Genomic DNA, 22932 nt, shown 5'->3' with positions numbered 1-22932 from the left:
GCCTCTCACAGACGCGAGCGGTACAGCCCGAACTCCGCGATCCGTACGGCCGCCCGTGCCCCCGTCACCCGTATCCGCCACCGCCGCGCCCGCACCGGGGCCGCCAGGAGCAGGATCCGGCTCGCGCCGACGGTCCCCGCCCACGTCACCTGCGCCCAGGCGCCGTCGCGATACGCCTCGACCACGAAGCTCTCCACCTGCTGGCCGTGCCGCACGTCCTCCGCCAGCCGGATCCGGTCCACCTCGCGTTCCGTGCCGAGGTCGACGGTGACGCGCCCGGGCGCCGCGGTGGTCCGGGCTCCGCTCGCCAGGTCCTCGGGCAGCTCCCGGTCCACCCGCTCGCGGAACTCCCGCAGCCGGGCCACGTCCGCGGCGGGCAGCAACCCGTCGGTGTCCGGCGGGACGTTGAGCAGGAGCACCGAGTTGCGGCCCACGGACCGGAAGTAGATGTCCGTCAACTGCTCGACCGTCTTGGGCTGTTGGCCGGCGTGGTAGAACCAGCCGTCCCGGATGGACACGTCGCACTCGGCCGGCCACCACTGCAGGTAGTCGGCCACCGGCCGGGCCGCGACCAGCGCCTTCCGGCTGCCCATGTCGGGAGCGTCGTAGGAGAGCGCGTAGTCGGTGCGCCCGTAGTCCTTCTCCTGGACCGGTACGACGCTCCACTCGTCCTCGCGGGCCGGCCCGCTCTCGTTGCCGACCCAGCGCACGTCGGGTCCGGACACGGCGATCGCGGCGTCGGGGGCGAGCGAGCGCACCAGGGCGTACCAGCTGTCCCAGTCGTACTTCTCGACCTTGTCCGGCGGGATGTGGCCCTGGGCGCCGTCGAACCACACCTCGTCGACCGGTCCGTACTCGGTGAGGACTTCGTGGAGCTGGTTGAGCATGTGGGCGCCGTAGTCGGTGGCCGGCAGGGTGTACGACCGCCCCGGTGTGCGGTCGTCGCCGTCGACAAGGGTGGGGATGGTGTGCGCGGAGCGGGCGCTGCCGTTGGCGTACACGCCGTGCAGATACTGGTTCTCGTCGGCGGGCGAGATGTAGACGCCGACCTTGAGGCCGTGTCGCCGCATCGAGTCGGCGAACGAGCGCAGTACGTCACCCTGTCCGCCCCGCCAGCTGCTGGACGCCACCGTGTGGTCGGTGTAGCGGGACGGGTAGAGCACGAAGCCGTCGTGGTGCTTGACGGTGAGGATGGCGAGCCTGAAGCCGCCGTCGCGCAGGGCTCTGGCCCACTGGTCGGTGTCGAGGCCGGCCGGCTGGAAGACGTCGGGGTCCTCGTCGCCGGTGCCCCACTCGAGGCCGGTGAAGGTGTTCACGCCGAAGTGCAGGAACGCGGTGCGTTCCAGGCGCTGCCAGGCGATCTGCCGTTCGGTGGGCCGGACCTGGGAGGCCTTGCGGACCAGGTCGGCCTCGGTGTCGTCCGGGGAGACGGGGATGCGGTGGCGGGGGTCTTCCGCCGCGGCGGACGCCGGCAGGGCGGGGACTCCGGTCACGGCGCATGCGGTGGCCGCGGTGACGAAGAGGCGTCGGGAGACGGTCATGGTGGGCTCCTCGCGTCAGCGGGCGGTCAGGTGCCAGAGGGCGGGCGCGTGTCGGTCGGGCGGGTCCTGCACGAGCGAACCGTCGTCGGCCACGCTCACGGCCATCCGCGTGATCGCGTTGACCAGGTGGTAGCCGCCCTCGGCGGGTTCCGCCTCCCAGCGCTGCAGGGTGTTCGCGGCGTCGCAGGTCTGCCCGGTGGCCTCGACGCCCGGCTGGAGCGGCACGTTGAGCGTGAGCCTCCCGCCGCGTATCTCCAGACAGCCTTCGTCGGTCCGCAGGGTCACATAGCCGTCCGCCGTGCGCCGCACCTCGGCGTCGAAGGACCGGCCGACCGTCTCGAAGGTGTACGTCCCGTCCGCCAACGGGACCCGCGTCAGGTCCCGCCATCCGGGCGCGTGCCCGACGGCCGTACCGCGTGCGGTGAACTCGGCGTACGTGGCGTCGGGGTGCGGGTCGCCCCAGGTGGCCTGGGCGATGTGCCGCAGGGCGGGCCACAGGGCGACGGAGACCTCGTTCTCGGTCTCGCCGCGGCCGTTGTCGGGCCAGAGACTGATCTTCGCGCCGGTGATGCCGTCGCCGGAGGTCAGCTTCTCGCCCTCGAAGCTGCGCGGATCCCAGTTCTGGTCGTACAGCCCCTCGGTGTCACTGTGGAAGCCGCCGCGCACGAGGTACAGCGCGTAGGCCGCGTTCATCAACGGGTAGCCCTGTGCGCGCAGCCGGCTCGGCTTCGTCGTCACGTTCAGCCAGTGCTCGACGGTCGTGCCCGCGGCCACCGGCACGGTGTTGGCGCCGGTGAGGCCGTCGTTCCAGATGCGCAGTTTCCTGCCCTTGGCCGCCGCGTAGGCGTGGACGCGGTTGACGAAGTCGATGAACGCGTCCTGGGGTGTGGCGTTCGGGCCGTACCTGTCCTGGGCGTACCGCAGGACCTGCGGGTACTTGGCGAAGTCGGAGCCGAGCATGTACTCGTCGGCTCCCATGTGCCAGGAGCCGGCGGTGAAGACCTGGGCGTACTCGTCGATCAGGCTCGTGTAGTAGTCGAAGGCGGCCGGCTGGGTGATGTCGAGGCGCGAGGGCTGCTTGGCGCCGTCGGAGTCGGTCAGTTGGAGATCCGGCCGGTTCCCGATCCACGGATCCATGTGTCCCGGGGAGTTGATCTCGGGGATGATCTCGACGTGGTACCGGTCGCCGAGCGCCACGAGACGGCGGATCTCGTCCTTGGTGTAGTAGCCCCAGGTGTTGGCCTCGGGGTGGGCGTCGCTCTTCACCTTGAGTTCGAGGAGCAGCTGGTTGAGCTTGTGGTACGCCATCTCACGGACGAGGTTTTCCAGCCACGGCAGCGAGATGTGGATGTAACAGGCGCAGACGCCGGCCCCCCGCTCCTGGTAGCGCGGCACGTCGACGGTGCGTCCGGCGGGGATCCGGTCACCCTGCGCGAGGAGCTGCAGGAGGGTCCGGGTGCCGTAGAAGGCGCCGGTCTCGGTGCCGCCGGTCACCGACAGCCGCTCCCCCGCGCGGAGTTCGTAGCCCTCGTCGCCGAGGGCCGCCCGCGACGGCCGTACGGCGATGAGGATGTCACCGGCGCGGGCGCCGCCCTTCACGACGGGGACCGTGCCGTGGCCCGCCGCCCGCAGGTCGTCGGCCAGGGTCGCGGCGACCCGTCGCTCGGCAGGGCTGTCCGCCACCAGACGGACGCCGTGCCGGAAGACGTAACTGCCGGAGGCGGGCGTCCAGTCGGTCAGGGCGGGGACGGTGAGCGGCGGACCCGGCTCCTGTCGCGCGAGCGCCGGAACCGGCGCCAGGAGCACCATCAGCACCGCCATGACGCCGATCAGTCTCAGCCGTTTTCTCATCAGCGACTCCCATTCATCGGAGGCCTGATGATTGGCTCGCCCTCTCAGCCTGTCAACGGGTCCCGAGGGCACTGAAGTTGGGTGATTGATCGGATGACCTGGCAGGTCAGTCGCCGGGGTCGACGGCCGGACCGCGAAAAGTCCAAGAAGACCGGTCCGAATGTCCAAGCGCGAGCGCTCTCGACGCGGCGCCCGCTCCCGGGCAGAGTTCTCCCTACGTACTCGCGAGTAGCCCTGAGGAGCCCCCGTGACCAGCTGGGTCGGCCGGACCGCCGCCGAGATCGCCGCCGCCGTACGGGACAAGCGGGCCACGCCCCGCGAGGTGGTGGCCGAGCACCTCGCCCGGATCGAGCGGCTCGACGCTCGCTTCGGCGCCTTCCGGGTGGTCCGGGCCGAGGCCGCGCTCGCCGAGGCCGACGAGCTGGCCACACGGGGCGACCTGGGCGAACTGCCCCTGGCCGGGGTGCCCGTGGCCGTCAAGGACAACCTCTCCGTGCGCGGCGAGACCATGCGCATCGGCTCCGCGGCCACTCCCGAGACGCCCGCCGACGAGGACCACGTCACCGTGGCCCGGCTGCGGGCGGCCGGCGCGGTGGTCGTGGGGCTGACCAACGTGCCCGAACTGTGCGTCTTCGGCACCTCGGAGGGCGTCCACGGCACCGCCCGCAACCCGTGGGACACCTCGCGCACGGCCGGCGGCTCGTCCGGCGGCAGCGCGGCCGCGGTCGCCGCCGGACTGGTGCCGATCGCCCTGGGCAACGACGGCATGGGCTCCCTGCGCATACCCGCGGCCAACTGCGGCCTGGTCACCATCAAGCCCGGCCCCCACGTGGTCCCGGCCGGCATCAGCGAGGGCGACTGGTTCGGCATGTCCGAGAACGGCCCCCTGGCGACCACGGTCGAGGACGCACGCCTGATGCTGTCGGTCCTCGCGGACACCGGGTTCGTACAACGGGACGCGTCCGCCACGCACAGGGTCGCCGTCTCCCTGCGCAGCCCGATCGCCGGCACCGCCGTCAGCACGCCGTACACGACGGCGGTCCGGGAGGCGGCGGAGCTGCTCATGAAGGCCGGTCACCGGGTACGCCGGGCCGATCCGTCGTACCCGCTGTCACTGAGCTTCACCTCGCTCGCCCACTGGACGGCCGGCACGGCAATCGACGCGCGGGGTCTCGACCGGCGGCTGCTGACACGGCGCACCCGGGTGCACGCGGCCGTGGGCCGGCGTTTCGTGAACACCGTGCGGTCCGGGGAGGGGCGTGAGGCGCTGCGCCGGCGTCTGGAGCCGTTCTTCGCCGAGTACGACGTGCTGATCACTCCGGCGCTCGCCCGCCGCTCCCCCAAGGCCGCGGCCTGGCACGAGCGGGGCTGGCTGCGCAACGTCCTGGCCAACACGAACTACTCGCCCCTGACCCCGCCGTGGAACCTGACCGGCTGGCCGGCGATGTCGGTCCCGTTCGGCACCCTGCCCTCCGGCGCCCCCTGTGCCGTACAGCTGGTGGGGCGGCCGGGTTCGGAGGCGGATCTGCTCGCGGTGGCGGAGCAGTTGGAGGAGCGGCGTCCGTGGCAGCGGACGGCGCCTCTGCAGTAGAGGCGGGCTAGAGGGCCCTGTACATGATGTGCAGGCCCACCCGCCCGTGCCGGGGGTGTGCGTAGGCGTCCGGGACCGTGCCGAGGATCGTGAAGCCGAAGGAGATCCACAGCTTCACGGCCGGGTTGGTCTCGACGACGGCGTTGAACACCATGCCCCGGTAGCCCTCGGCCCGCGCCGCGTCCAGGACGTGCTCGGCGAGGGCGCGGCCGATGCCCCGGCCGCCCTGGTCGGGGTCGACCATGAAGCCCGCGTTGGCGATGCGGGCGGCGGGGCCGCCGTAGTTGGCGGTGAGGTAGGCGGAGGCGACGAGGGCACCGGTGTCGTCCTCGACGACGTAGACGCGTTTGGCCGGCGCCATCCACAGGGCACGTGCCTCCTCTTCGGAGGTGTCCGGGTCCCAGGTGTAGGTGTCGGCTGCGGCGACGATCCGGTGCCAGAAAGGCCAGATCCGTGGCCAGTCCTGGGCCACGGCTTCTCTGATCAGCATGGGCGTGAGTCTCGCACGCCCATGCGTTCGGCGATCGCGACGACGGGTTCTGCCCGGGCGTCAGTCCACGCTGGGCAGGATGTGGGGCTCGGCGAGGTCGTCCTCGTAGCCCGCCAGGCGGATGGGGGCCGACCGGGCCCACACGTCGAGGCTGCCGAGCTCTCCGGCTCGGCGGCCCGCACGCTCCGTGCGTTCCTTGGGGCGTTGCTCGCGATTCGATGTCTCCGGTGTCACCGCGCACTCCTTATGTGTCGGATCACCCTCGGGGCGTACCTGCCCAGTCTGCGGCCAGGTACCAGACGCCCGCTTGGGTGTGGCTAGAGGCAGTTGGACGCGGTGGCGTCGGTTGCTCGTACGAGAGCAGGCCGTGGTGAACGGGTGTGTCCCATGACGGACCTTGGGTGTGGGTAGAACCCGGTACTGCTGTCCGTCCGCTACAGACTAACCAAATGAGCGGCAGGCCGCTCGATAGGGCTGAAAACAAAGGGTAACTATCCGAAGTCGCCCCGTGTTTCCCTAGGCGGAGTCTGCACCGGTTTGTCACGCCGCGCCCGGTGTGAGGGTCCCTCGGATGGCCTACGCCACCGCACAAGCGGCGTAGTTCGGATCCCGTCGTGAGACGGTACGCCGATGACGTCGTCGTACGGACCGCAAGGGCACCGAGGACTTCAGGCACTCCAGGGCAGGGCCGCGATCGTCACCGGCGCCACGCGCGGCATCGGGCGGGCGGTGGCCCGCGAGTTGAGCGAGGCCGGGGCGCTGGTGTGCGTGACCGCCCGCGACGCCGACGCCGTGCGCCGGACCGCCGCGGAGTTGGGCGGTGTCGGACTGGCGGGCAGCGTGGCCGACCCCGACCACCTGCGGGAGGTCACGGAACTGACGCTGCGCGAGTTCGGCCGGATCGACATACTGGTCAACAACGCGGCGACGAACCAGCCGTTCGGGCCCCTCATGGAGGCGGATCCGCACGCCTGGCGCGAGGCGTTCACGGTCAACGTCGAGGCCGCCCTGCGGTTGGTGCAGTGCACGTGGCGGGCCTGGATGGGCGAGCACGGCGGCGCGGTGGTGAACGTCTGCACGGAGGGCGCCGGGCACGTCGGGCCGGGCGTCGGCGCGTACGGCACCAGCAAGGCGGCCCTGCTGCATCTGACCGGACAGCTGGCGGGCGAACTCGCCCCCAGGGTGCGCGTCAACTCCGTCTCCCCCGGCCTCGTACGCACCGAGATGGCGCGCTTCGTGTGGGAGCCCGGCGAGCGGGACGTGGCGGCGGGGCTGCCGCTCGGGCGGATCGGAGAACCCGAGGACGTGGCGCGGGCGGTGGCGTGGCTGGCGTCGGACGCGGCGCAGTGGGTGACCGGGGCGGACCTGTTGGTGGACGGGGGTACGCGGGTGCGGGCCGCGTCCACGTCGGCGCCGTACGCGGTGCACGAGCGGCTGCGGTCCCAGGCACCGCCGGAGGCCGGACACCGGTGAACACGACACGCCGGCGCGGGTGCCCGAGATCAAGGCGGCTACGCGATCGCCCCCGAAGGGCGACAGGCCCGAGGGCGGGCCTGCATGGAGTCGAACCAGGAAGTACGCGTGACCATCGCACCGGGCACACCGGCGTTCGCTTCTCACCGTAGGACAGCGACGCTCCGGTCGGCCAGCAAATTAGCGCCCTACCACTTGCCCGGCGCGTAGTCCTTGAGGAAGACGCCGTACACGTCCTCGCCCTCCTCGCCGCGCACGATCGGGTCGTAGACGCGGGCCGCTCCGTCGACCAGGTCGAGGGGGGCGTGGAAGCCCTCCTCCGCGAGGCGCAGCTTGTCGTAGTGGGGGCGCTCGTCGGTGATCCAGCCGGTGTCGACCGAGGTCATGAGGATGCCGTCGGACTGGAACATCTCCTGGGCGCTGGTCCGCGTCACCATGTTCATCGCGGCCTTGGCGGCGTTGGTGTTCGGGTGGCCGGCGCCCTTGTAGCCGCGGCCGAAGACACCTTCCATCGCCGAGACGTTCACGACGTGCGCGCGCCCGCTCGTCGCCTGCCCGGCGGCGGCGGCCATGACCGGGCGGAGCTTGCTGATCAGGATGAACGGCGCCGTGTAGTTGCACAGCTGGGTCTCGAGGAGCTCCACCGGGGAGATCTGCTCGATCGTCTGCACCCAGGTGTTGCTGTCGACGACGTCGGGGACGAGGCCGCCCGCGTCGATGGCGGTGCCGTCGAGGTGCCGGGCGACGCTGGCGTTGCCCGCGACCAGGGCGAGGTCGGCGACCTGCTGCGCGTCCATGCCGGAGATCCCGGCGGGCAGCGCGGCCAGACCGTCCACCGCTCCCGAGCCGAAGGCGCCGATGACGTGGTGGGCGGGCAGCTCACCGGCGGGCAGTGGGGCGCTCTCGCCCTCGACCAGGGCGGCGTAGGCGGAGGGCAGGCGGCGTACGGTCTGCGTCGCGTTGTTGATGAGGATGTCGAGGGGGCCGGCCTCGGCTACCTGGTCGGCGAGGGCCACGGCCTGCGCCGGGTCGCGCAGGTCGATGCCGACGACCTCCAGGCGGTGCATCCAGTCCCCCGAGTCGTCCATGGCCTTGAAGCGGCGGATGGCGTCCTTCGGGAAGCGGGTGGTGATCGTCGTGTGCGCGCCGTCGCGCAGCAGTCGCAGCGCGATGTACATGCCGATCTTGGCGCGGCCGCCGGTGAGCAGGGCGCGCTTGCCGGTGAGGTCGGCGCGGGCGTCGCGCTTGGCACGGTTCAGGCCGGCGCAGTCGGGACAGAGCTGGTGGTAGAAGTAGTCGACTTCCACGTACCGCGCCTTGCAGGTGTAGCAGGAGCGCGGGCGCTGGAGTATCCCCGCGATCTTCCCCTCCCCGGTGGCCGACGACGGCAGGATGCCCTCCGTCTCGTCGTCGATGCGCTGGGCGGAGCCGGTCGCCGTGGCCTCCGTGACCGCCTTGTCATGGGCGGTCTTGGCGGCCCGGCGCTCCTGGCGGCGGCGCTGCTTGACGCTGCGGTAGATGCCCGCGGTGGCCCGGCGCACGGTGATCGCGTCGGGGTGGTCGACGTCCAGCTTGTCGAGCTCCTCGAGCACACCGAGGCAGACGGCGAGCCGCTCCGGGTCGATGCCGGGACCGTAGACGATCTCGTCCGTGGTCGCCGAGCCGTTGTCTGTCACCGTCATGGCCGCTGCCGTTCCCTGGGTGTTTCGCGCGGCGCTCCGACGACGACCGCTTTCGAACAGGGCATTTTACGGAGCGCGGGGCCATAGCACCAAACCCGTGACGATCATGGGTCGCAGGCGGCGATCAGCGTCTCCACCTCCGCGGTCACGGCCAGGGCCAGACGATCGAGGTCCGGCACGGCCTCGGCATCGGCGACGAGCCCGTAGTGCACCCGCCCGCGGTAGGTCGAGATCGCGACCGCGAGGGACTGCCCGCCGGCCAGCGGGGCGAAGGGATAGACCTCGGTGACGGGGTTGCCGCCGAGCTTCAGGCCGATGCCGGGCAGCGGCACGCTGGTGACCAGGATGTCGAACCACAGCCGCGCGGCCTGGCTCATCAGCGGTCCGCCGATGCGGTGGCCGAGCGCCGGGACGTGGTCGGCGAGCAGGGCGACGGCGCCGGCGCCCCGGTTGGGCCCGGCGTCCTTGTTGCGGTCCATGGCCGTGCGGACCGTGGCCAGGCGGCCGAGCGGGTCCGAGTCGGCGACGGGAAGCCGCATCAGGTACCCGGAGAGCCGGTTGCCCTGTGGGTGGGCGGTGCGCGGGCGGCGCCTGGACACGGGGATCAGGGCGCGGGGCGCGACACCCTCGCTGCCGTCACCCCGCTCGTCCAGCCAGCTGCGCAGGGCGCCGGCGACGACGGCGATCAGGACGTCGTTGACGGTGCCGCCGACGGCCTTGCGGACGCGGTGCACGTCGTCGATGTCGACCACCACCCCGGCGGTGCGGCGGGTGCCGGTGGACCGGGCGGTGAGGGCGGCGGAGGTCCGTACGTCCAGGGTGGAGCGGGCGACCGAGGTGCCGATGTCCAGGGCCCGGCCCACGTCGGACAGGGCGCCGCGCACCAGCCCCGGCAGTCTGCGGACGTCCGGGAGCAGACCGCGCGCCGGCTCGGCGGGGCGGGGACGGCGGGCCGGCACGTCCATCGGGTCCAGGATCGCCGCGGCGAGCGTCAGTGCGCGCAGGCCGTCGGCCAGGGCGTGGTGGAACTTGAAGAGCACGGCGAACGAGACGCCGTCCGCACCCGGCAGCACATGCGCCTCCCACGGCGGCCGGTCCCGCTCCAGCGGCCGCTGCATCAGCCGGCCGGCCTCGGCCTGGAAGTCCGCGGTGGGGGCGTGCAGGGTGACGTGGTCGAGCGGGTCGAAGTCCGGAGCGGGCTCGCGTGCCGCGCCGCCGAAGGCCCCCGGGAAGCCCAGGGGCCACACGTCCCGGATGCGCATCCGCAGTCCGGGCACCGCGGCGGCCCGCGCGGCCAGCAGGTCGGCCGCGTGAGCACCCGCGGTGGGCGATTGCGCCGTGAAGACGCCGAGTGCGCCCAGGTGCATGGGGTGCTCGGCGGATTCCATGTTCCAGAACGCCAGGTCGAGAGGTGCGAGCAGGTCAGGAGTCAATGGCTTGCCTCGCGTCGACGACGGGTGAGGCAAGCAGTCAATCGCCCCCAAGCGATTACGGTCAAGTACGATCAGGCTACGCTCAGTTAACAGCAGATTAAGTCCGGCGCCCTGGGCCCCGGCTGTCACAGGGGCAAAGGCCCAGGAAATCAGGGCACCTGCTGGCCCTTCCCCAGTGCGATCACTCCGCCTTTGGACACCGTGTACAGCTCTGCGTCCCGCTCCGGATTCACGCCGATGGTCGCGCCCGGTGGGACCTGGACGTTCTTGTCGAGCACGGCCCCGCGCACCACCGCGCCCCGCCCGATGTGCACGTTGTCGTGCAGCACCGAGCCCTGGACCACGGCTCCCGGATCGACGACGACACCCGGCGACAGGACCGACCGGGTGACCTGGCCGCGGATCAGGCAGCCCGCGCTGATGATGGACTCGCTCGCGATGCCGCCCGCGTTGAAACGGGCCGGGGAGAGCTGACCCGAGTGGGTGTAGATGGGCCAGCTGCGGTTGTACAGGTTGAAGGTGGGGCGTTCCGCGATGAGGTCCATGTGGGCGTCGTAGTAGGCGTCGAGCGTGCCGACGTCCCGCCAGTAGCCCTGGTCGCGGGTGGTCTCGCCGGGCACGTGGTTGGCGCTGAAGTCGTACAGCTGGGCCTCGCCGCGGTCGGTGAGCTGCGGCAGGATCGAGCCGCCCATGTCGTGCACCGAGTGCACGTCCTCGGCGTCCCGTTGCAGCGCCTCGATGAGGGCCTTGGTGGTGAAGATGTAGTTGCCCATCGAGGCGAACACGCACTCGGGGTCGTCGGCCAGGCCGGGCGGGTCGGCGGGCTTCTCCAGGAAGCTCTCCACCGTCTGGCCGTCGGAGCCGGGGCTGATCACGCCGAAGGCCGACGACTCGCCCCGCGGGACGCGTATCCCGGCCACCGTCACGCCCGCGCCGCTCTCGATGTGCTGGGCGAGCATCTGACGCGGGTCCATGCGGTAGACGTGGTCGGCGCCGAAGACGGCCACGTACTCGGGCTGTTCGTCGTAGATGAGGTTCAGGGACTGCAGGATCGCGTCCGCGCTGCCCAGGTACCAGCGCGGGCCGAGGCGCTGCTGGGCCGGGACCGGGGTGACGTAGTTGCCGAGCAGGCTGGACATCCGCCAGGTGGTGGTGATGTGCCGGTCCAGCGAGTGCGACTTGTACTGCGTGAGCACGCAGATGCGCAGGATGTCGGCGTTGACCAGGTTGGACAGCACGAAGTCGACAAGGCGGTACGTGCCGCCGAAGGTGACCGCGGGTTTCGCGCGGTCCGCGGTCAGGGGCATCAGGCGTTTGCCCTCTCCGCCCGCCAGCACGATGCCGAGCACCGAAGGACCACCACGACGCATGGCCGCTCCCCTCACCCTGGGTTGATCATCCATGCCTGCCCCCGAGCAGGGCGGACTACGCCTGTTCGAGGACTCCGACCTACTGGTCCGGTTTGAGGATCTCCTCGTAGAGCCGGACCGTACGCCGGGCGACGGCGTCCCAGCCGAACTCGCCCACCGCTCGCTCCCGCCCCGCCTCGCCCATCTCCCGCGCGGCCGCCGGGTCCCCGAGGACCGAGTCCAGCGCCTGCGCGAGGCTCGTCTCGAAGTCGTCGTCGACCGGCACGAGCAGTCCTGTCTTCCCGTCGTCCACGACTTCGGGAATCCCGCCGACCCGGGAGGCCACGACGGGAGTGCCGCACGCCATCGCCTCCAGGTTGACGATGCCGAGGGGTTCGTACACCGAGGGGCACGCGAACACCGCGGCGTGCGTCAGAAGCTGGATCACCTCGGGCCGGGGCAGCATCTGCGGGATCCAGTGCACGCCCTCGCGGACCCGGCTCAGCTCCTGGAAGAGCTCGCGGAACTCCTGGTCGATCTCGGGGGTGTCGGGGGCGCCGGCGCAGAGCACGACCTGCGCGGCCGGATCGATGTCCCGCACCGCGCGCAGCAGGTGCGGCACGCCCTTCTGGCGGGTGATGCGGCCGACGAACAGGACGTACGGGCGGTCCGGGTCCAGGCCGATGCGGCGCAGGACGTCGGTGCCGTGGTCGGGCCGGTAGAGGCTGGTGTCGATGCCGTTGTGCACGATGTGGACCTTGGCCGGATCCAGCGCCGGGTAGCAGCCGAGGATGTCGTCGCGCATGGCACCGGAGACGGCGATCACCCCGTCGGCTGACTCGATCGCGGTGCGCTCCGCCCAGCTGGAGAGGGCGTATCCGCCGCCGAGCTGCTCGGCCTTCCAGGGACGCAGGGGCTCCAGGGAGTGGGCGGTCATCACGTGCGGGATGCCGTACAGGAGCTTGCCGAGGTGGCCGGCGAGGTTGGCGTACCAGGTGTGGGAGTGCACGAGCTCACGGCCTTCGAGGCCGGCGGTCATCGCGAGGTCCACGGAGAAGGTGCGCAGCGCGTCGTTGGCGGTGTCCAGCACCGGCCAGGGGCGGTGGCGGATCACACCGTCGGCACGGCCCTCGCCCCAGCAGTGCACATCGAGGTCGACGAGGGACCTCAACTCCCGGGCGAGGAACTCGACATGGACGCCCGCACCGCCGTACACATCCGGCGGGTACTCGCGGGTCAGCAGTCCCACACGCACCCGGAACCCCCTGTCTCAGCGGCTGCTTGTCTTCATGGTCACCCAGATGCGGCGTGCGGGGAAGACCGCGGGGGTCGTGTGAAGCAACAGTCACCGCATACGCCCCCGGCGGGCACACGGTAGTAGAGGCAGCAGCTGCGTCGGCGGAAGGCGGTGCCGGTGAGGGTACCGGCGCCCGCGAGGAGGGGGTGGGCGAGGAGTTCCGCGGTGCGGGCGCGGGCCGTCGCGGCCACGTCCGTACGGCCGTGACGCCGCGCCCAGCCGTCCAGCTGCCGGGCGGCGCCCGCCAGCGCGGAGGCGGCGTTTCCCCACAGCAGGCCTTCGGCGACGCGGTACCGGGCGTGCAGGATGTCGGTCACCGGCTGGAGGTGGGCGTGCAGCACGACGTCCGCGAGGGTCTTCGCGTCCGCGGGCAGCGGCCGTACGGCGGCCAGCCACAGGTCGTCGGGGGCGCTGCCGTCGGGATCCCAGTGCAACAGCCGCGGGTCGAGGTCGGGGAGCCGGCCGTAGAGGGCGGCGCAGCCGAGAGCCACCGACCACAGGCGGGCGGCGAGCCCTTGCTGGGCCACGGAGGCCGCGACGCGCGGCTCGGGGGCGCGCAGGGCGGCGCCTACCTTGCGCACCCGGAAAGTCATAGAATCTTCGTGAACATCCGCAAAATCCTCGTACACGTGCGCGAGCGTCGGCGGTGGCGCGTGCGGGGCTCCTGCCGTGTGCAGTGCGAAGAAGCCGCCGAGCGGGCGCAGCGCGGCGAGATCGGGGTCGAGGTCCACGAAGAGCAGTAATACCAAGGCCTCTAGGGGCGCCGACCACTAGGGGTTCGCCCAGGGGCACCCACCCTGGGGATGACTGCGCCCGATTCGTACTCCATCGGCAGTAGGACCCATTAACTGCTCAGGGACGACGACGGGAAGAATTTTTCACGGGATCGTGTTGGTCATGGAAGCCGACAGTACGCCGCGCCGGGCCCAGCGCCCCCGCCTCACGCAGAGGAGTCGCTCATGAGTGCCCTCGCGTTGTCCGTGCTCCTGTCGTTCGTCTCCGCCGTGGCGTACGCGGGCGGGGCGATCGTCCAGGAGCAGGTGGCGGTCTCCTCCCCCGGTCAGCAGTACGCGCCGATGCGCCGGCCCGTCTGGTGGGCGGCGGTCGGACTGAACGGCCTGGGTGCACTGCTGCACGTGGTGGCGCTCGCCTACGGCCCGCTGAGCCTGGTGCAGCCGCTGGGCGCGCTGACCATCGTCTTCGCGCTGCCGATGGCGGCCCTGTTCGTGGGCCGCAAGGCCGGGGCGACCGCGTGGCGCGGGGCGATCATGGCGACGGTCGGTCTCGCCGGTCTGCTCTCCCTGGTCGGCGCGTCCGACGCGCAGTCGCTGGACACCACACAGCGGGTGGGGGTGGCCGTGGTCACCGCCGGTGCGGTAATCGCGCTGATGATCGCCGGCCGGGCCGCACACCGGCACCCGGCGGTGCGCAGCATCCTGCTCGCGATCGCGTCCGGTATCGCGTTCGGCATGTCCTCGGTCTTCACCAAGACCGTCGCCGTCGACTGGACGGGCGGAGTCTCCGCGGCCGACGTGCCGTCCCTGGCCGTGATCGGTGTCCTGGCCACGACCGGCATGCTGCTGTCCCAGGCCGCCTACCGCGGCGCGGGGCTCGCGGCCCCGCTGGCCACGCTGACGGTCGTGAACCCGGTGGCGGCGGCCGCGGTCGGCATCACGATGTTCGGAGAAACCTTCCGCTACGGCACCACGGGCACCGCGCTCGCACTCAGTTGCGGTGTGGTGGCGGCGGGCGGCCTGATCCTGCTGACCACCGAGCGGCTGCAGCGCACCCACCCGGAGCCCGTGGAGCCACTGCCCGAGTCCGCGGCCCGGCCGGTGACGCCGCTGCCCGAGCCGGTCCCGGCCGAAGGGCGCCAGGCCCTCAGGGTGCCCGAGCAGCCGGTCGCCGCAGGGGTCCGGAACGGCGTGCTCGTCCCGACTCCGGAGACTGCCGCGGTCCAGGAGGCCACGCTCCTTCCGGCCCCCTCCGCTGCCGCGATCCCGGACTCCGTGCCGGCCCCGGCCCCGGCGGCTGCCGCGGTGCCTGACGGCGCGCTCGTCCCGGTCCCGGTCCCGGTGTCGCCGTCGGCCCTGGACGGCGACACCGGCACGGAGGACGCCGCAGAGAGCGCGGCGTCGTCGGAGTCCGACGTGCCGGCGTATCTCTACGGACCCTTCCACGCCGGCCTGTTCGTCCCGCTGCCCGTCGTCGACCGGCACCGCACGCGCGTCAAATCCTGAGGCCGCCGGCCTTCAGGTAGGCCACCGGGTCGATGTCCGTTCCGAAGCCGGGCCCCGTCCGCACCTCGAAGTGCAGATGCGGGCCCGTGCTGTTGCCCGTGGAGCCCGAGCGGCCGATCCGCTGGCCGCCGCCCACCGTCTGCCCGCTCTTCACGGAGATCGCCGACAGGTGCGCGTACTGGGTGTAGCGGCCGTCGGAGTGCCGGATCACCACCTGGTAGCCGAACGATCCGCCCCACCCGGCGGTGACGACCTTGCCGGCCGAGACCGCCTTCACGGAGGTGCCCGTGGGCACGGCGAAGTCGACGCCGGTGTGGTAGCCCTTCGACCAGGAGGAACCCGTCTTGCGGTACGGCGTGCCCGGGCCGGCGTTCACCGGGGAGACCAGGGAACGGCTGGTCGTGGCCTTCTCTTCGGAGTCCTGGGTGCCCGAGGCGGCCTTCTCGGTGGCTGACCCGCCACCGGTCCGGGTGGTCGTGGTGGCGGTGGTGGTGTCCTGGCCGCGCAGCTTCAGCCGCTGGCCGGGCACGATCAGGTCGGGGTCCGGTCCGATGGCCTTCCGGTTGGCCGTGTACAGCCCCCGCCAGCCGCCCTTGACCCGCTGGGCGTCGGCGATCTCGGAAAGCGAGTCGCCGCGGACCACCGTGTACATCTCGGCGGTCCCGGCCCGGGACTGGGGCGTGGTCTGTGGCTGCACGTCCGCCGCGGCACTGCCCGGCTTCTTCGCGGCGCTGTCGCCGGCCGGGGCGGGACGGATGTCCGGGGTGTCGCCGCCCCGCGTCAGGCCGGCCCGCACCGAGCACGCCGGCCAGGCCCCTGGTCCCTGCCCGTCCAGCACCTTCTCCGCCACGGCGATCTGCTGGTCCTTGGTGGCCAGATCCGCTCGCGGGGCGTACCGCGTGCCGCCGTACGCCTCCCAGGTGGACTGGGTGAACTGCAGTCCGCCGTAGTAGCCGTTGCCGGTGTTGATGTTCCAGTCGTTGCTCGACTCGCAGGCGGCGACCTTGTTCCAGGTGTCCACGTCGGCGGCCTGCGCGACCCCGGCACCGATGAGCGGCATCGCCATCCCGGCACCGCCCGCCGTGACGGTGAGCGAGGCGCGGTTGATCCTGTTCGGCTGATACCGGCGGTGCCGGCCGCGTACGGCCATGAAGAGCCCCCCTAGGCATGCGTCAGGAGGGGCAAAAGTAAGCGCTGCGAACAGGCCATGACAAGGCGGCAATCGGCCGTGCTTCCGTTCAAGAAATCAGGAATAAGCGGCAGTTGCGCGGCGGCTGAGCCAGGTGGTGCCTCTCATGCGTATCTGCCTGCGGAGCGCCGCCCGGCCCGGACGCGCGGTCGGTGTACCGGCACGTCAGGATGGCCGAGGGGCGATACTGACCTGCACGACCGGCAGACACCGGCACCACCGGCACCACCGGCACCACCGGCACCACCGACAACCGGATCCCCGGATCCTTGAGGAGCCAACCGAATGAGCAATTCAGCCCAGATCGGCGTCACAGGACTCGCGGTCATGGGCCGCAATCTCGCCCGCAACTTCGCGCGCAACGGCTACACGGTCGCGTTGCACAACCGGACGGCGTCGCGTACGCACGCGCTGGTGGAGGAGTTCGGGAGCGAGGGCGACTTCGTCGCGGCCGAGACCGCCAAGGAGTTCGTGGCGGCTCTGGAGCGACCGCGGCGCCTGGTCGTCATGGTGAAGGCCGGCGACCCGACCGACGCGGTGATCCAGGAGTTCGCCCCGCTCCTGGAGCCGGGCGACATGATCATCGACGGCGGCAACGCGCACTTCGCGGACACCCGGCGTCGCGAGCGCGAACTGCGCGAGCAGGGCATCCACTTCGTCGGCATGGGCGTCTCGGGTGGCGAGGAGGGCGCGCTGCTCGGACCGAGCATCATGCCGGGCGGACCCAGGGAGTCCTACGACTCGCTGGGCCCGATGCTGGAGAAGATCTCCGCGAAGGCGGCGGACGGAACGCCGTGTGTGACGCACGTGGGTCCGGACGGCGCCGGGCACTTCGTGAAGATGGTGCACAACGGCATCGAGTACGCCGACATGCAGCTGATCGGCGAGGCGTACCAGTTGCTGCGCGACGTCGCCGGGTACGAGCCCGCGCAGATCGCGGACATCTTCCGCACCTGGAACACCGGACGCCTCGACTCCTACCTGATCGAGATCACCGCCGAGGTGCTGTCCCACGTGGACGCGGCGACCGGCAAGCCCTTCGTGGACGTGGTGGTGGACCAGGCCGAGCAGAAGGGCACCGGCCGCTGGACCGTCCAGATCGCCCTCGACCTCGGCGTCCCGGTCTCCGGCATCGCCGAGGCGGTCTTCGCGCGCTCGCTCTCCGGGCATGCCGCGCTGCGGGAGGCCTCGCGGGGGCTGGCCGGGCCGAAGGCGTCGCCGCTGAGCGAGGCGGAGGCGGGCGCCTTCGCCGACCGCGTGGAGCAGGCGCTGTACGCCTCGAAGATCGTGTCGTACACCCAGGGCTTCCACGAGATCGCCGCGGGCAGTGAGGAGTACGGCTGGGACATCGACCTCGGCGCCGTCTCCGCGCTCTGGCGGGGCGGCTGCATCATCCGCGCGGCCTTCCTGGACCGTATCCGGGCCGCGTACGACGCCCGGGCGGACCTGCCGAGCCTGCTGTCCGACGAGACGTTCGCGCAGGAGATCGCGGCGGCCCAGGACGACTGGCGCGAGGTCCTCGTCGCCGCGACCCGCCAGGGCGTCCCGACGCCGGGCTTCGCGGCGGCCCTCGCCTACTACGACGCCCTGCGCGCCGAGCGGCTGCCCGCGGCACTCACGCAGGGGCAGCGGGACTTCTTCGGCGCGCACACCTACCGGCGGACCGACCGGGACGGATCGTTCCACACGCTGTGGGGCGGGGACCGGTCCGAGGTCTCCGAGTAGGCAGGTGGTGCGGAGGTGCACAGCGGCGGTGGGCGGCCGGAAGGCCGTCCACCGCCGTTTTTGCGCGCCGAGGGCCGGGGGCCGGCGATGCCGGCTCAGGACAGTGGCGGTCCTGGCTCCGGGTTCGGGACCGGCTCAGGGCCCGGCGGGATGGGGGACGGGGAGGGTTCCGGGGTCGGCGAAGGGGGCGGGGCCGGGTCCGGGCCCGGCGCGGGCGGAGTCGGGTCCGGACCCGGCGCGGGCGGCACCGGGTCGGGGTACGGCTTCGGCGGCTGAGGAGACGGGCCGGGGGTGGGCCCCGGCCCGGGGCCCGGCGTGGGGTCCGGGTGGACGGGGTCGGCGTACGGGTTGGTCATGGCGTCCTCCGGCCAGTCGGTCGACATCGGCTCTGGACTACTCCCCCGCGTACCCGACGGCAGCGCCACCACTCACCCCGCCGCGTGAAGGGGCTGAGCCGGGTGGGTCTGCCGGTGTGCGGGACGACCCGGAGAGGCTGGGAGGGATCGGACCGCGTACCTCAGAACCGCCCCGGGTGCGCCACGAGCCACGCCTTCGCCGCCCGCAGCAGGCCCGGGTCGGCCGGCGGGGCCTCGTCGGGGTGACGCTCGGCCCACTTGACGACGTACGGGCACAGCGGGGCGACGACGATGCCCTCGCGCTCGGCCATGGCGTACAGCTCACGCGCCAGGGAGCCCGCGATGCCCTTCCCCTCGTGGGCCGGTTCGACGATCGTGTGGACCGGGACGAGCGCGCCCTCGGGCGCCTCGAGCAGGAAGTACTCGATGTGGCCGACCACTTCACCGGAACCGTCGCCGATCGCCTCCAGGCGGCCCGCCGCCCGGTCGTCGCGGATCTCGATGTCACTCATGGGCATGCTCCTGGTCCGAAGATCGTCGTGAGAATCAGGGTCACGGGTCAGGAGTGAGAGGTCAGACCACCACGGCCTGCGGGCTGCGCTCCTGGTCCGAGCCCGGCACCGGCTCGGACGGGTCGGCTCCCAGGGCCACGATGCGGTTGTCGCGGTCCACGTGCACGACCCGGGGTTCGAGCGCCCGTGCCTCGGCGTCGGTCACCTGAGCGTAACTGATGATGATCACCAGATCGCCGGGGTGGACGAGGTGGGCGGCCGCTCCGTTGATCCCGACGACACCCGAACCGCGTTCACCCTCGATGACGTACGTCTCCAGCCGGGCGCCGTTGGTGATGTCGACGATGTGCACCAGCTCGCCGGGCAACAGATCGGCGGCGTCGAGCAGGTCGGCGTCGATGGTCACCGATCCCACGTAGTGCAGGTCGGCCTGGGTGACGGTGGCTCGATGGATCTTGGACTTGAACAGAGTTCGCAGCACTTTGGACTCCTGGAAGACGGCTCCCTGCCAGCTTTTTGCAGGTCAAGGGCGTCCATCACTGTACACCGGCACGCCTTCGACTCGAAGACCTTTCAAGAGCAGCCGCCGACCATGCGCGATGGATCCTCAGACGACGAGGGCCCCAGCAAGGTGGCGGGACTGCTGCGCGGGCAAACGGCCCAGACGGACCTGGGGCCTTCGGCGATGTCCGTGCGGCACAGCCGCTCGTGCGGGGATCGGCCAGGTGGAGTCCCGGCAGGCGACCGGGAGACGGGCTGCGGCCGGACGGCCGGACGGGCTCGCCCGGTCATCGGACCGCGTCTCGGCGGAGAGCGCTTGGTCCGCCTTCGCGACACCGACCACGGCGTGCATGACGACGACACGGCCTACGACCGCGCCGTCGGCCCCATGCCGCGATTCTCACCCATGACCCGTCCCGGCCCTGCCTGCGTACGGTTCTCGCCTGACCAGCACCTACCTGGGCGCGACGGTGCACCAGCTGCGGACCGCATGGCCGCCCTGACGTCCACGTGGCACACCGTCGCGCCCCCTCAGGTCACCTCATACGCCGCAACGCGGGCCTCGCGGTCTGGTCGGGGCCCTGGTCGACGAGCCAGACCGCGAGTGCGGCCGGCGTCGGCGCCGTGAAGACCATCCGGATCGGCAGCTCCACGCCCAGCGCCGTGCGCACGCGGCTGACCAGGCGAGTGGCCAGCAGCGAATGCCCGCCGAGGGCGAAGAAGTCGTCCTCCGGTCCCACCACGGGCACGCCCAGCACCTGGGCGAACACCTCGCAGAGGAGTCGCTCCTGCTCCGTGGCCGGCTGCCGGCCCGCCCCCGCCGCCGCGGCGACGTCCGGTTCCGGCAGCGCCGCACGGTCCAGCTTGCCGTTGACCGTCAGCGGCAGAGCATCCAGCACCACGACCGCCTGCGGGACCATGTACTGCGGCAGCGTCTGCGCGACGTGGTCCAGCACCGTCCGACGTAGCGCACTGTCCTCGATGTCCACCCGGTCGCCTGCCGGGACGACATAGGCGACCAGCCGCCCGCCGCCCGCCGCATCCGCCCGGACCATCACCGCGGCCTGGGCCAGCTCGGGGTGGCGGGCCAGTGCGGACGCGATCTCCTCGGGCTCGATCCGGAAGCCGCGGACCTTCACCTGCTCATCCGCCCGCCCGGCGAACTCCAGCCGGCCCTCGGCCGTCCAACGCACCCGGTCGCCCGTCCGGTACATCCGTTCGCCCACACCCGCGTACGGGCAGGCCACGAACCGTTCGGCCGTCAGATCCGCGCGCCCCACATACCCGCGGGCCAGACTGGGGCCCGCCACATACAGGTCGCCCATCACCCCGACCGGCGCGGGGGCCAGCTGCCCGTCCAGGACGAAGGCCCGGACGCCTCGGATCGGGCCGCCGATGTCCGGCGTGTCGTGCACCGCCAACGGCTGCGACATCGTCGCGCAGACGGTGGTCTCCGTCGGCCCGTACGCGTTGATCAGCCGACGCCCCGGCGCCCAGCGCTCCACCAGCGGTGCGGCCAGCGCCTCACCCGCCGACACCAGGGTCGTCACCGACGCCAGGTCCTCCGGCGAGAGCTCCGCCAGCAGCGCCGGCGGCAGGGTCACATGTGTCACCCCGTGCCGAGCCAGCACCCGTGCCAGACCCGGTCCGGGCAGCAGCTCCTCCGCTCCCGCCACGACCAGACACGCACCGGACGACAGCGCCACCACCACGTCCGAGACGGCCGCGTCGAAGCTCAGCGACGCGAACTGCAGCAGGCGGCTGGATTCCATTACGGCGAACCGCTCCACCTGTGCGGCCGCCAGGCCCGCCAGCCCGGCGTGCGACACCGCTACACCCTTGGGCCGCCCCGTCGAACCCGACGTGTAGATCACATACGCCGTCTGGCCGGGCACGCCGGTCACCGCCGGGGCGGTCTCCGGCGCGGCCTCCAGGGCAGCCGCCACCTCCGGGTCGTCCAGGTCAAGCACCGGGAGCCCCGGCACGGTGACCCGGCGTGTCAGTTCACTCTGCCCGACGACGACGTCGGCTCCGCTGTCCGCGAGCATGAACTCCAGCCGCTCGGCGGGATACTCCGGATCCAGGGGCAGATACGCCGCTCCCGCCTTCCACACGGCCAGGATCGCGGCTATCGCCGCCACGCCCCGCGGCAGGGAGAGCCCCACCACGGACTCCGCGCCGACCCCGTACTCCCGCAGGAAATGCGCCAGGCGGTTGGCCCGCGCGTCCAGCTCCGCATACGACAGCTCGGTCTCCCCGGCCGCCACCGCGACCGCGTCGGGAGTCCTGGCCACCTGCGCCTGGAACAGCTCCTGCGCCATCCGGGCCGCCACCGGCGCATCGGAAGAGTTCCACTCCTCCAGCATCCGCTGCAACTCGCCCCCCGGCAGCACCTCGACCGCCGCGAACCGGGTCTCCGGCGCCGTCTCCAGCGCGGCCACCAGGTTGTCCACGCAGGTGTGCAGCATGGCGCAGACGGCTTCGGCGTCCACCGAGCCCACGGCGTCCACGGTCAGGGAGAAGCCGGAGCCGTGGTCATCCACCGCCACGGCCACCGGGTAGTTGGTGCGTTCCCTGGTGAGCAGCGTGCTGACGCCCTCGAGCACGGTCGCGCTGTCGTGCTTCAGCGCCTCCGCGGCGGCCTGGTGGTGCCGGTAGTTGAAGATCGAGGTGAAGAGCGGGCTGCCGCCCGGCACACCGCTGGCCCGTTGGACGAGCGCCAGCGGCGCGTGCTCATGCACCAGCAGGTCCGCGAGCTGGTCCCGCAGACCGGCCAGTACGTCCGGCACACTCGCCGATCCCACACGGACGCGCACCGGCAGCGTGTTGATGAGGGGACCCTGGACACGATCGGCGCCCGCGCCGGCGTTCATCCGCCCGAACAGCACGGTGCCGAAGACCACGTCGTCCCGTCCGCTGACCGCCGCGAGGACCCGGGCCCACGCCAGATGGAACACGGTGGCCGGGCTCACGCCGAGCTTGCGCGCCGTGCTCCGCAGCCGACCGGCCAGGTCCTCGCCGACGGACCACTTCGCGCGTTCCGCATCACTGCCGTCGCCGTGCACGTCGAGCAGCCCGTAGGGAGCCGTTGTCTCGTGGACGTCACCGAGCAGCCCCGAGAAGTAGCGCTCGTGCTCCTCCCGCGCCACGCCCCGCCGCGCCTGGGTCACAAAGCCGCGGAACGGAAGGGCCGCCGGCAGCGAGTCGCCCTGCCCGGAGAGGAAAGCCCCGAGCTCGCGCAGCAGGGCCTCCTGACTCGTGTGGTCCCGGACGGTCTGGTGGATACGCACCAGGCACACCCACCGGTCGCCGCCCGGCTCGGCGGCGACGTGCGCCCGGATCAGCGGAGCACTGCGCAGATCCATCCAGCCTCCGGCATGCGCCAGCAACTGCTGCACGGTATTGCCGCCTTCGGGATCGGCAACGAACTCCTCGACGGGCAGATTCACCTCCCGCAGCACCACCTGGACCGGCTCACTCAGCTCCTCCCAGAGGAAGGCCGTGCGGTAGATGTCATGCCGGTTCACCACCTGCTGCAGCGCGTCCAGGAACGCGTCCAGCCGCTCCCGCGATTCCATTGCGAGCACGATCGGCAGGACATACACGTCGCCGCTGCCCTGACCGGACATCAGGTGGTGGAAGAGGATGCCTTCCTGGAGGGGTGCGAGGGGGTAGATGTCCGCGATGTTCGCCGCGCCTCCC

The 22932-nt window shown here is 71.9% G+C and carries 17 protein-coding genes; 4 read left to right on the top strand and 13 right to left on the bottom strand.

The features are described 5' to 3' along the window. Window positions 1-5: 5 nt before the first annotated feature. A complete protein-coding gene (locus tag ACZ5XS_RS19370) occupies window positions 6-1541 on the bottom strand; it encodes an alpha-L-fucosidase (RefSeq protein ID WP_468652827.1) in 1536 nt (511 codons plus the stop codon). A gap of 15 nt (window positions 1542-1556) precedes the next feature. Further along, window positions 1557-3392: a family 20 glycosylhydrolase gene (locus ACZ5XS_RS19365; protein WP_468652825.1), complete on the bottom strand. Its 1836-nt coding sequence runs from the start codon at window positions 3390-3392 to the stop codon at window positions 1557-1559. A gap of 247 nt (window positions 3393-3639) precedes the next feature. Here ACZ5XS_RS19365 and ACZ5XS_RS19360 point away from each other — a divergent pair, with 247 nt between their 5' ends. Beyond that, complete coding sequence (locus tag ACZ5XS_RS19360) at window positions 3640-4983, top strand: amidase (protein ID WP_468652824.1); 1344 nt, start codon at window positions 3640-3642, stop codon at window positions 4981-4983. 7 nt (window positions 4984-4990) lie between these two features. On the opposite strand, the gene ACZ5XS_RS19355 is transcribed toward ACZ5XS_RS19360, so the two are convergent. Further along, complete coding sequence (locus ACZ5XS_RS19355; RefSeq protein ID WP_468652823.1) at window positions 4991-5473, bottom strand: GNAT family N-acetyltransferase; 483 nt, start codon at window positions 5471-5473, stop codon at window positions 4991-4993. A 60-nt stretch (window positions 5474-5533) separates the two neighbouring features. Beyond that, window positions 5534-5707, bottom strand: a complete 174-nt coding sequence (locus tag ACZ5XS_RS19350) for a hypothetical protein (protein ID WP_217240078.1) — start codon at window positions 5705-5707, stop codon at window positions 5534-5536. A 396-nt stretch (window positions 5708-6103) separates the two neighbouring features. Here ACZ5XS_RS19350 and ACZ5XS_RS19345 point away from each other — a divergent pair, with 396 nt between their 5' ends. Further along, window positions 6104-6946, top strand: coding sequence for an SDR family oxidoreductase (locus ACZ5XS_RS19345; protein ID WP_468652822.1), 843 nt, complete (start codon window positions 6104-6106; stop codon window positions 6944-6946). 188 nt (window positions 6947-7134) lie between these two features. Here the strand turns inward: ACZ5XS_RS19345 and ACZ5XS_RS19340 are convergent, their stop codons facing one another. The 5 genes from ACZ5XS_RS19340 to ACZ5XS_RS19320 form a co-directional block, all read right to left on the bottom strand. Next, entirely contained in the window at window positions 7135-8628 is a 1494-nt protein-coding gene (locus ACZ5XS_RS19340) for an SDR family NAD(P)-dependent oxidoreductase (RefSeq protein WP_468652821.1), read from the bottom strand. A 104-nt stretch (window positions 8629-8732) separates the two neighbouring features. Beyond that, complete coding sequence (locus ACZ5XS_RS19335; RefSeq protein WP_468652820.1) at window positions 8733-10061, bottom strand: wax ester/triacylglycerol synthase family O-acyltransferase; 1329 nt, start codon at window positions 10059-10061, stop codon at window positions 8733-8735. A gap of 149 nt (window positions 10062-10210) precedes the next feature. Beyond that, on the bottom strand, window positions 10211-11431 hold the full coding sequence (gene glgC, locus ACZ5XS_RS19330; protein WP_468652819.1) for a glucose-1-phosphate adenylyltransferase: 1221 nt from the start codon (window positions 11429-11431) through the stop codon (window positions 10211-10213). Window positions 11432-11510: 79 nt separating this feature from the next. Beyond that, window positions 11511-12665, bottom strand: coding sequence for a glycogen synthase (gene glgA / locus ACZ5XS_RS19325; RefSeq protein WP_468652817.1), 1155 nt, complete (start codon window positions 12663-12665; stop codon window positions 11511-11513). Between the two features lie 38 nt (window positions 12666-12703). Beyond that, entirely contained in the window at window positions 12704-13456 is a 753-nt protein-coding gene (locus tag ACZ5XS_RS19320; RefSeq protein WP_468652815.1) for an IucA/IucC family C-terminal-domain containing protein, read from the bottom strand. A gap of 210 nt (window positions 13457-13666) precedes the next feature. Between ACZ5XS_RS19320 and ACZ5XS_RS19315 the strand changes: the two genes are divergently transcribed. Further along, window positions 13667-14947 carry a DMT family transporter gene (locus tag ACZ5XS_RS19315; protein ID WP_468652813.1) on the top strand — a complete coding sequence of 427 codons (1281 nt, stop codon included), beginning with the start codon at window positions 13667-13669 and terminating at the stop codon, window positions 14945-14947. Here ACZ5XS_RS19315 and ACZ5XS_RS19310 read toward each other — a convergent pair. Then, complete coding sequence (locus tag ACZ5XS_RS19310) at window positions 14937-16097, bottom strand: transglycosylase family protein (RefSeq protein WP_468652811.1); 1161 nt, start codon at window positions 16095-16097, stop codon at window positions 14937-14939. The two genes, ACZ5XS_RS19315 and ACZ5XS_RS19310, sit on opposite strands and share 11 nt — an antisense overlap. Window positions 16098-16421: 324 nt before the next feature. On the opposite strand from ACZ5XS_RS19310, the gene gndA reads away from it, so the two are divergent. Continuing rightward, a complete protein-coding gene (gndA, locus tag ACZ5XS_RS19305) occupies window positions 16422-17861 on the top strand; it encodes an NADP-dependent phosphogluconate dehydrogenase (RefSeq protein ID WP_468652809.1) in 1440 nt (479 codons plus the stop codon). 517 nt (window positions 17862-18378) lie between these two features. Here gndA and ACZ5XS_RS19300 read toward each other — a convergent pair. From ACZ5XS_RS19300 to ACZ5XS_RS19290, 3 genes are all read right to left on the bottom strand, one after another. Next, entirely contained in the window at window positions 18379-18729 is a 351-nt protein-coding gene (locus ACZ5XS_RS19300) for a GNAT family N-acetyltransferase (protein ID WP_468652807.1), read from the bottom strand. A 61-nt stretch (window positions 18730-18790) separates the two neighbouring features. Continuing rightward, window positions 18791-19210, bottom strand: a complete 420-nt coding sequence (panD, locus tag ACZ5XS_RS19295; RefSeq protein ID WP_468652805.1) for an aspartate 1-decarboxylase — start codon at window positions 19208-19210, stop codon at window positions 18791-18793. A 556-nt stretch (window positions 19211-19766) separates the two neighbouring features. Next, on the bottom strand, window positions 19767-22932 hold a 3166-nt coding region (locus ACZ5XS_RS19290; RefSeq protein WP_468652803.1), incomplete at its 5' end, for a non-ribosomal peptide synthetase.

Source organism: Streptomyces sp. NPDC033131, from assembly GCF_055578365.1.
The sequence above is the reverse complement of the archived record's forward strand: the minus strand, read 5'-3'. Positions and strand labels throughout refer to the sequence as shown.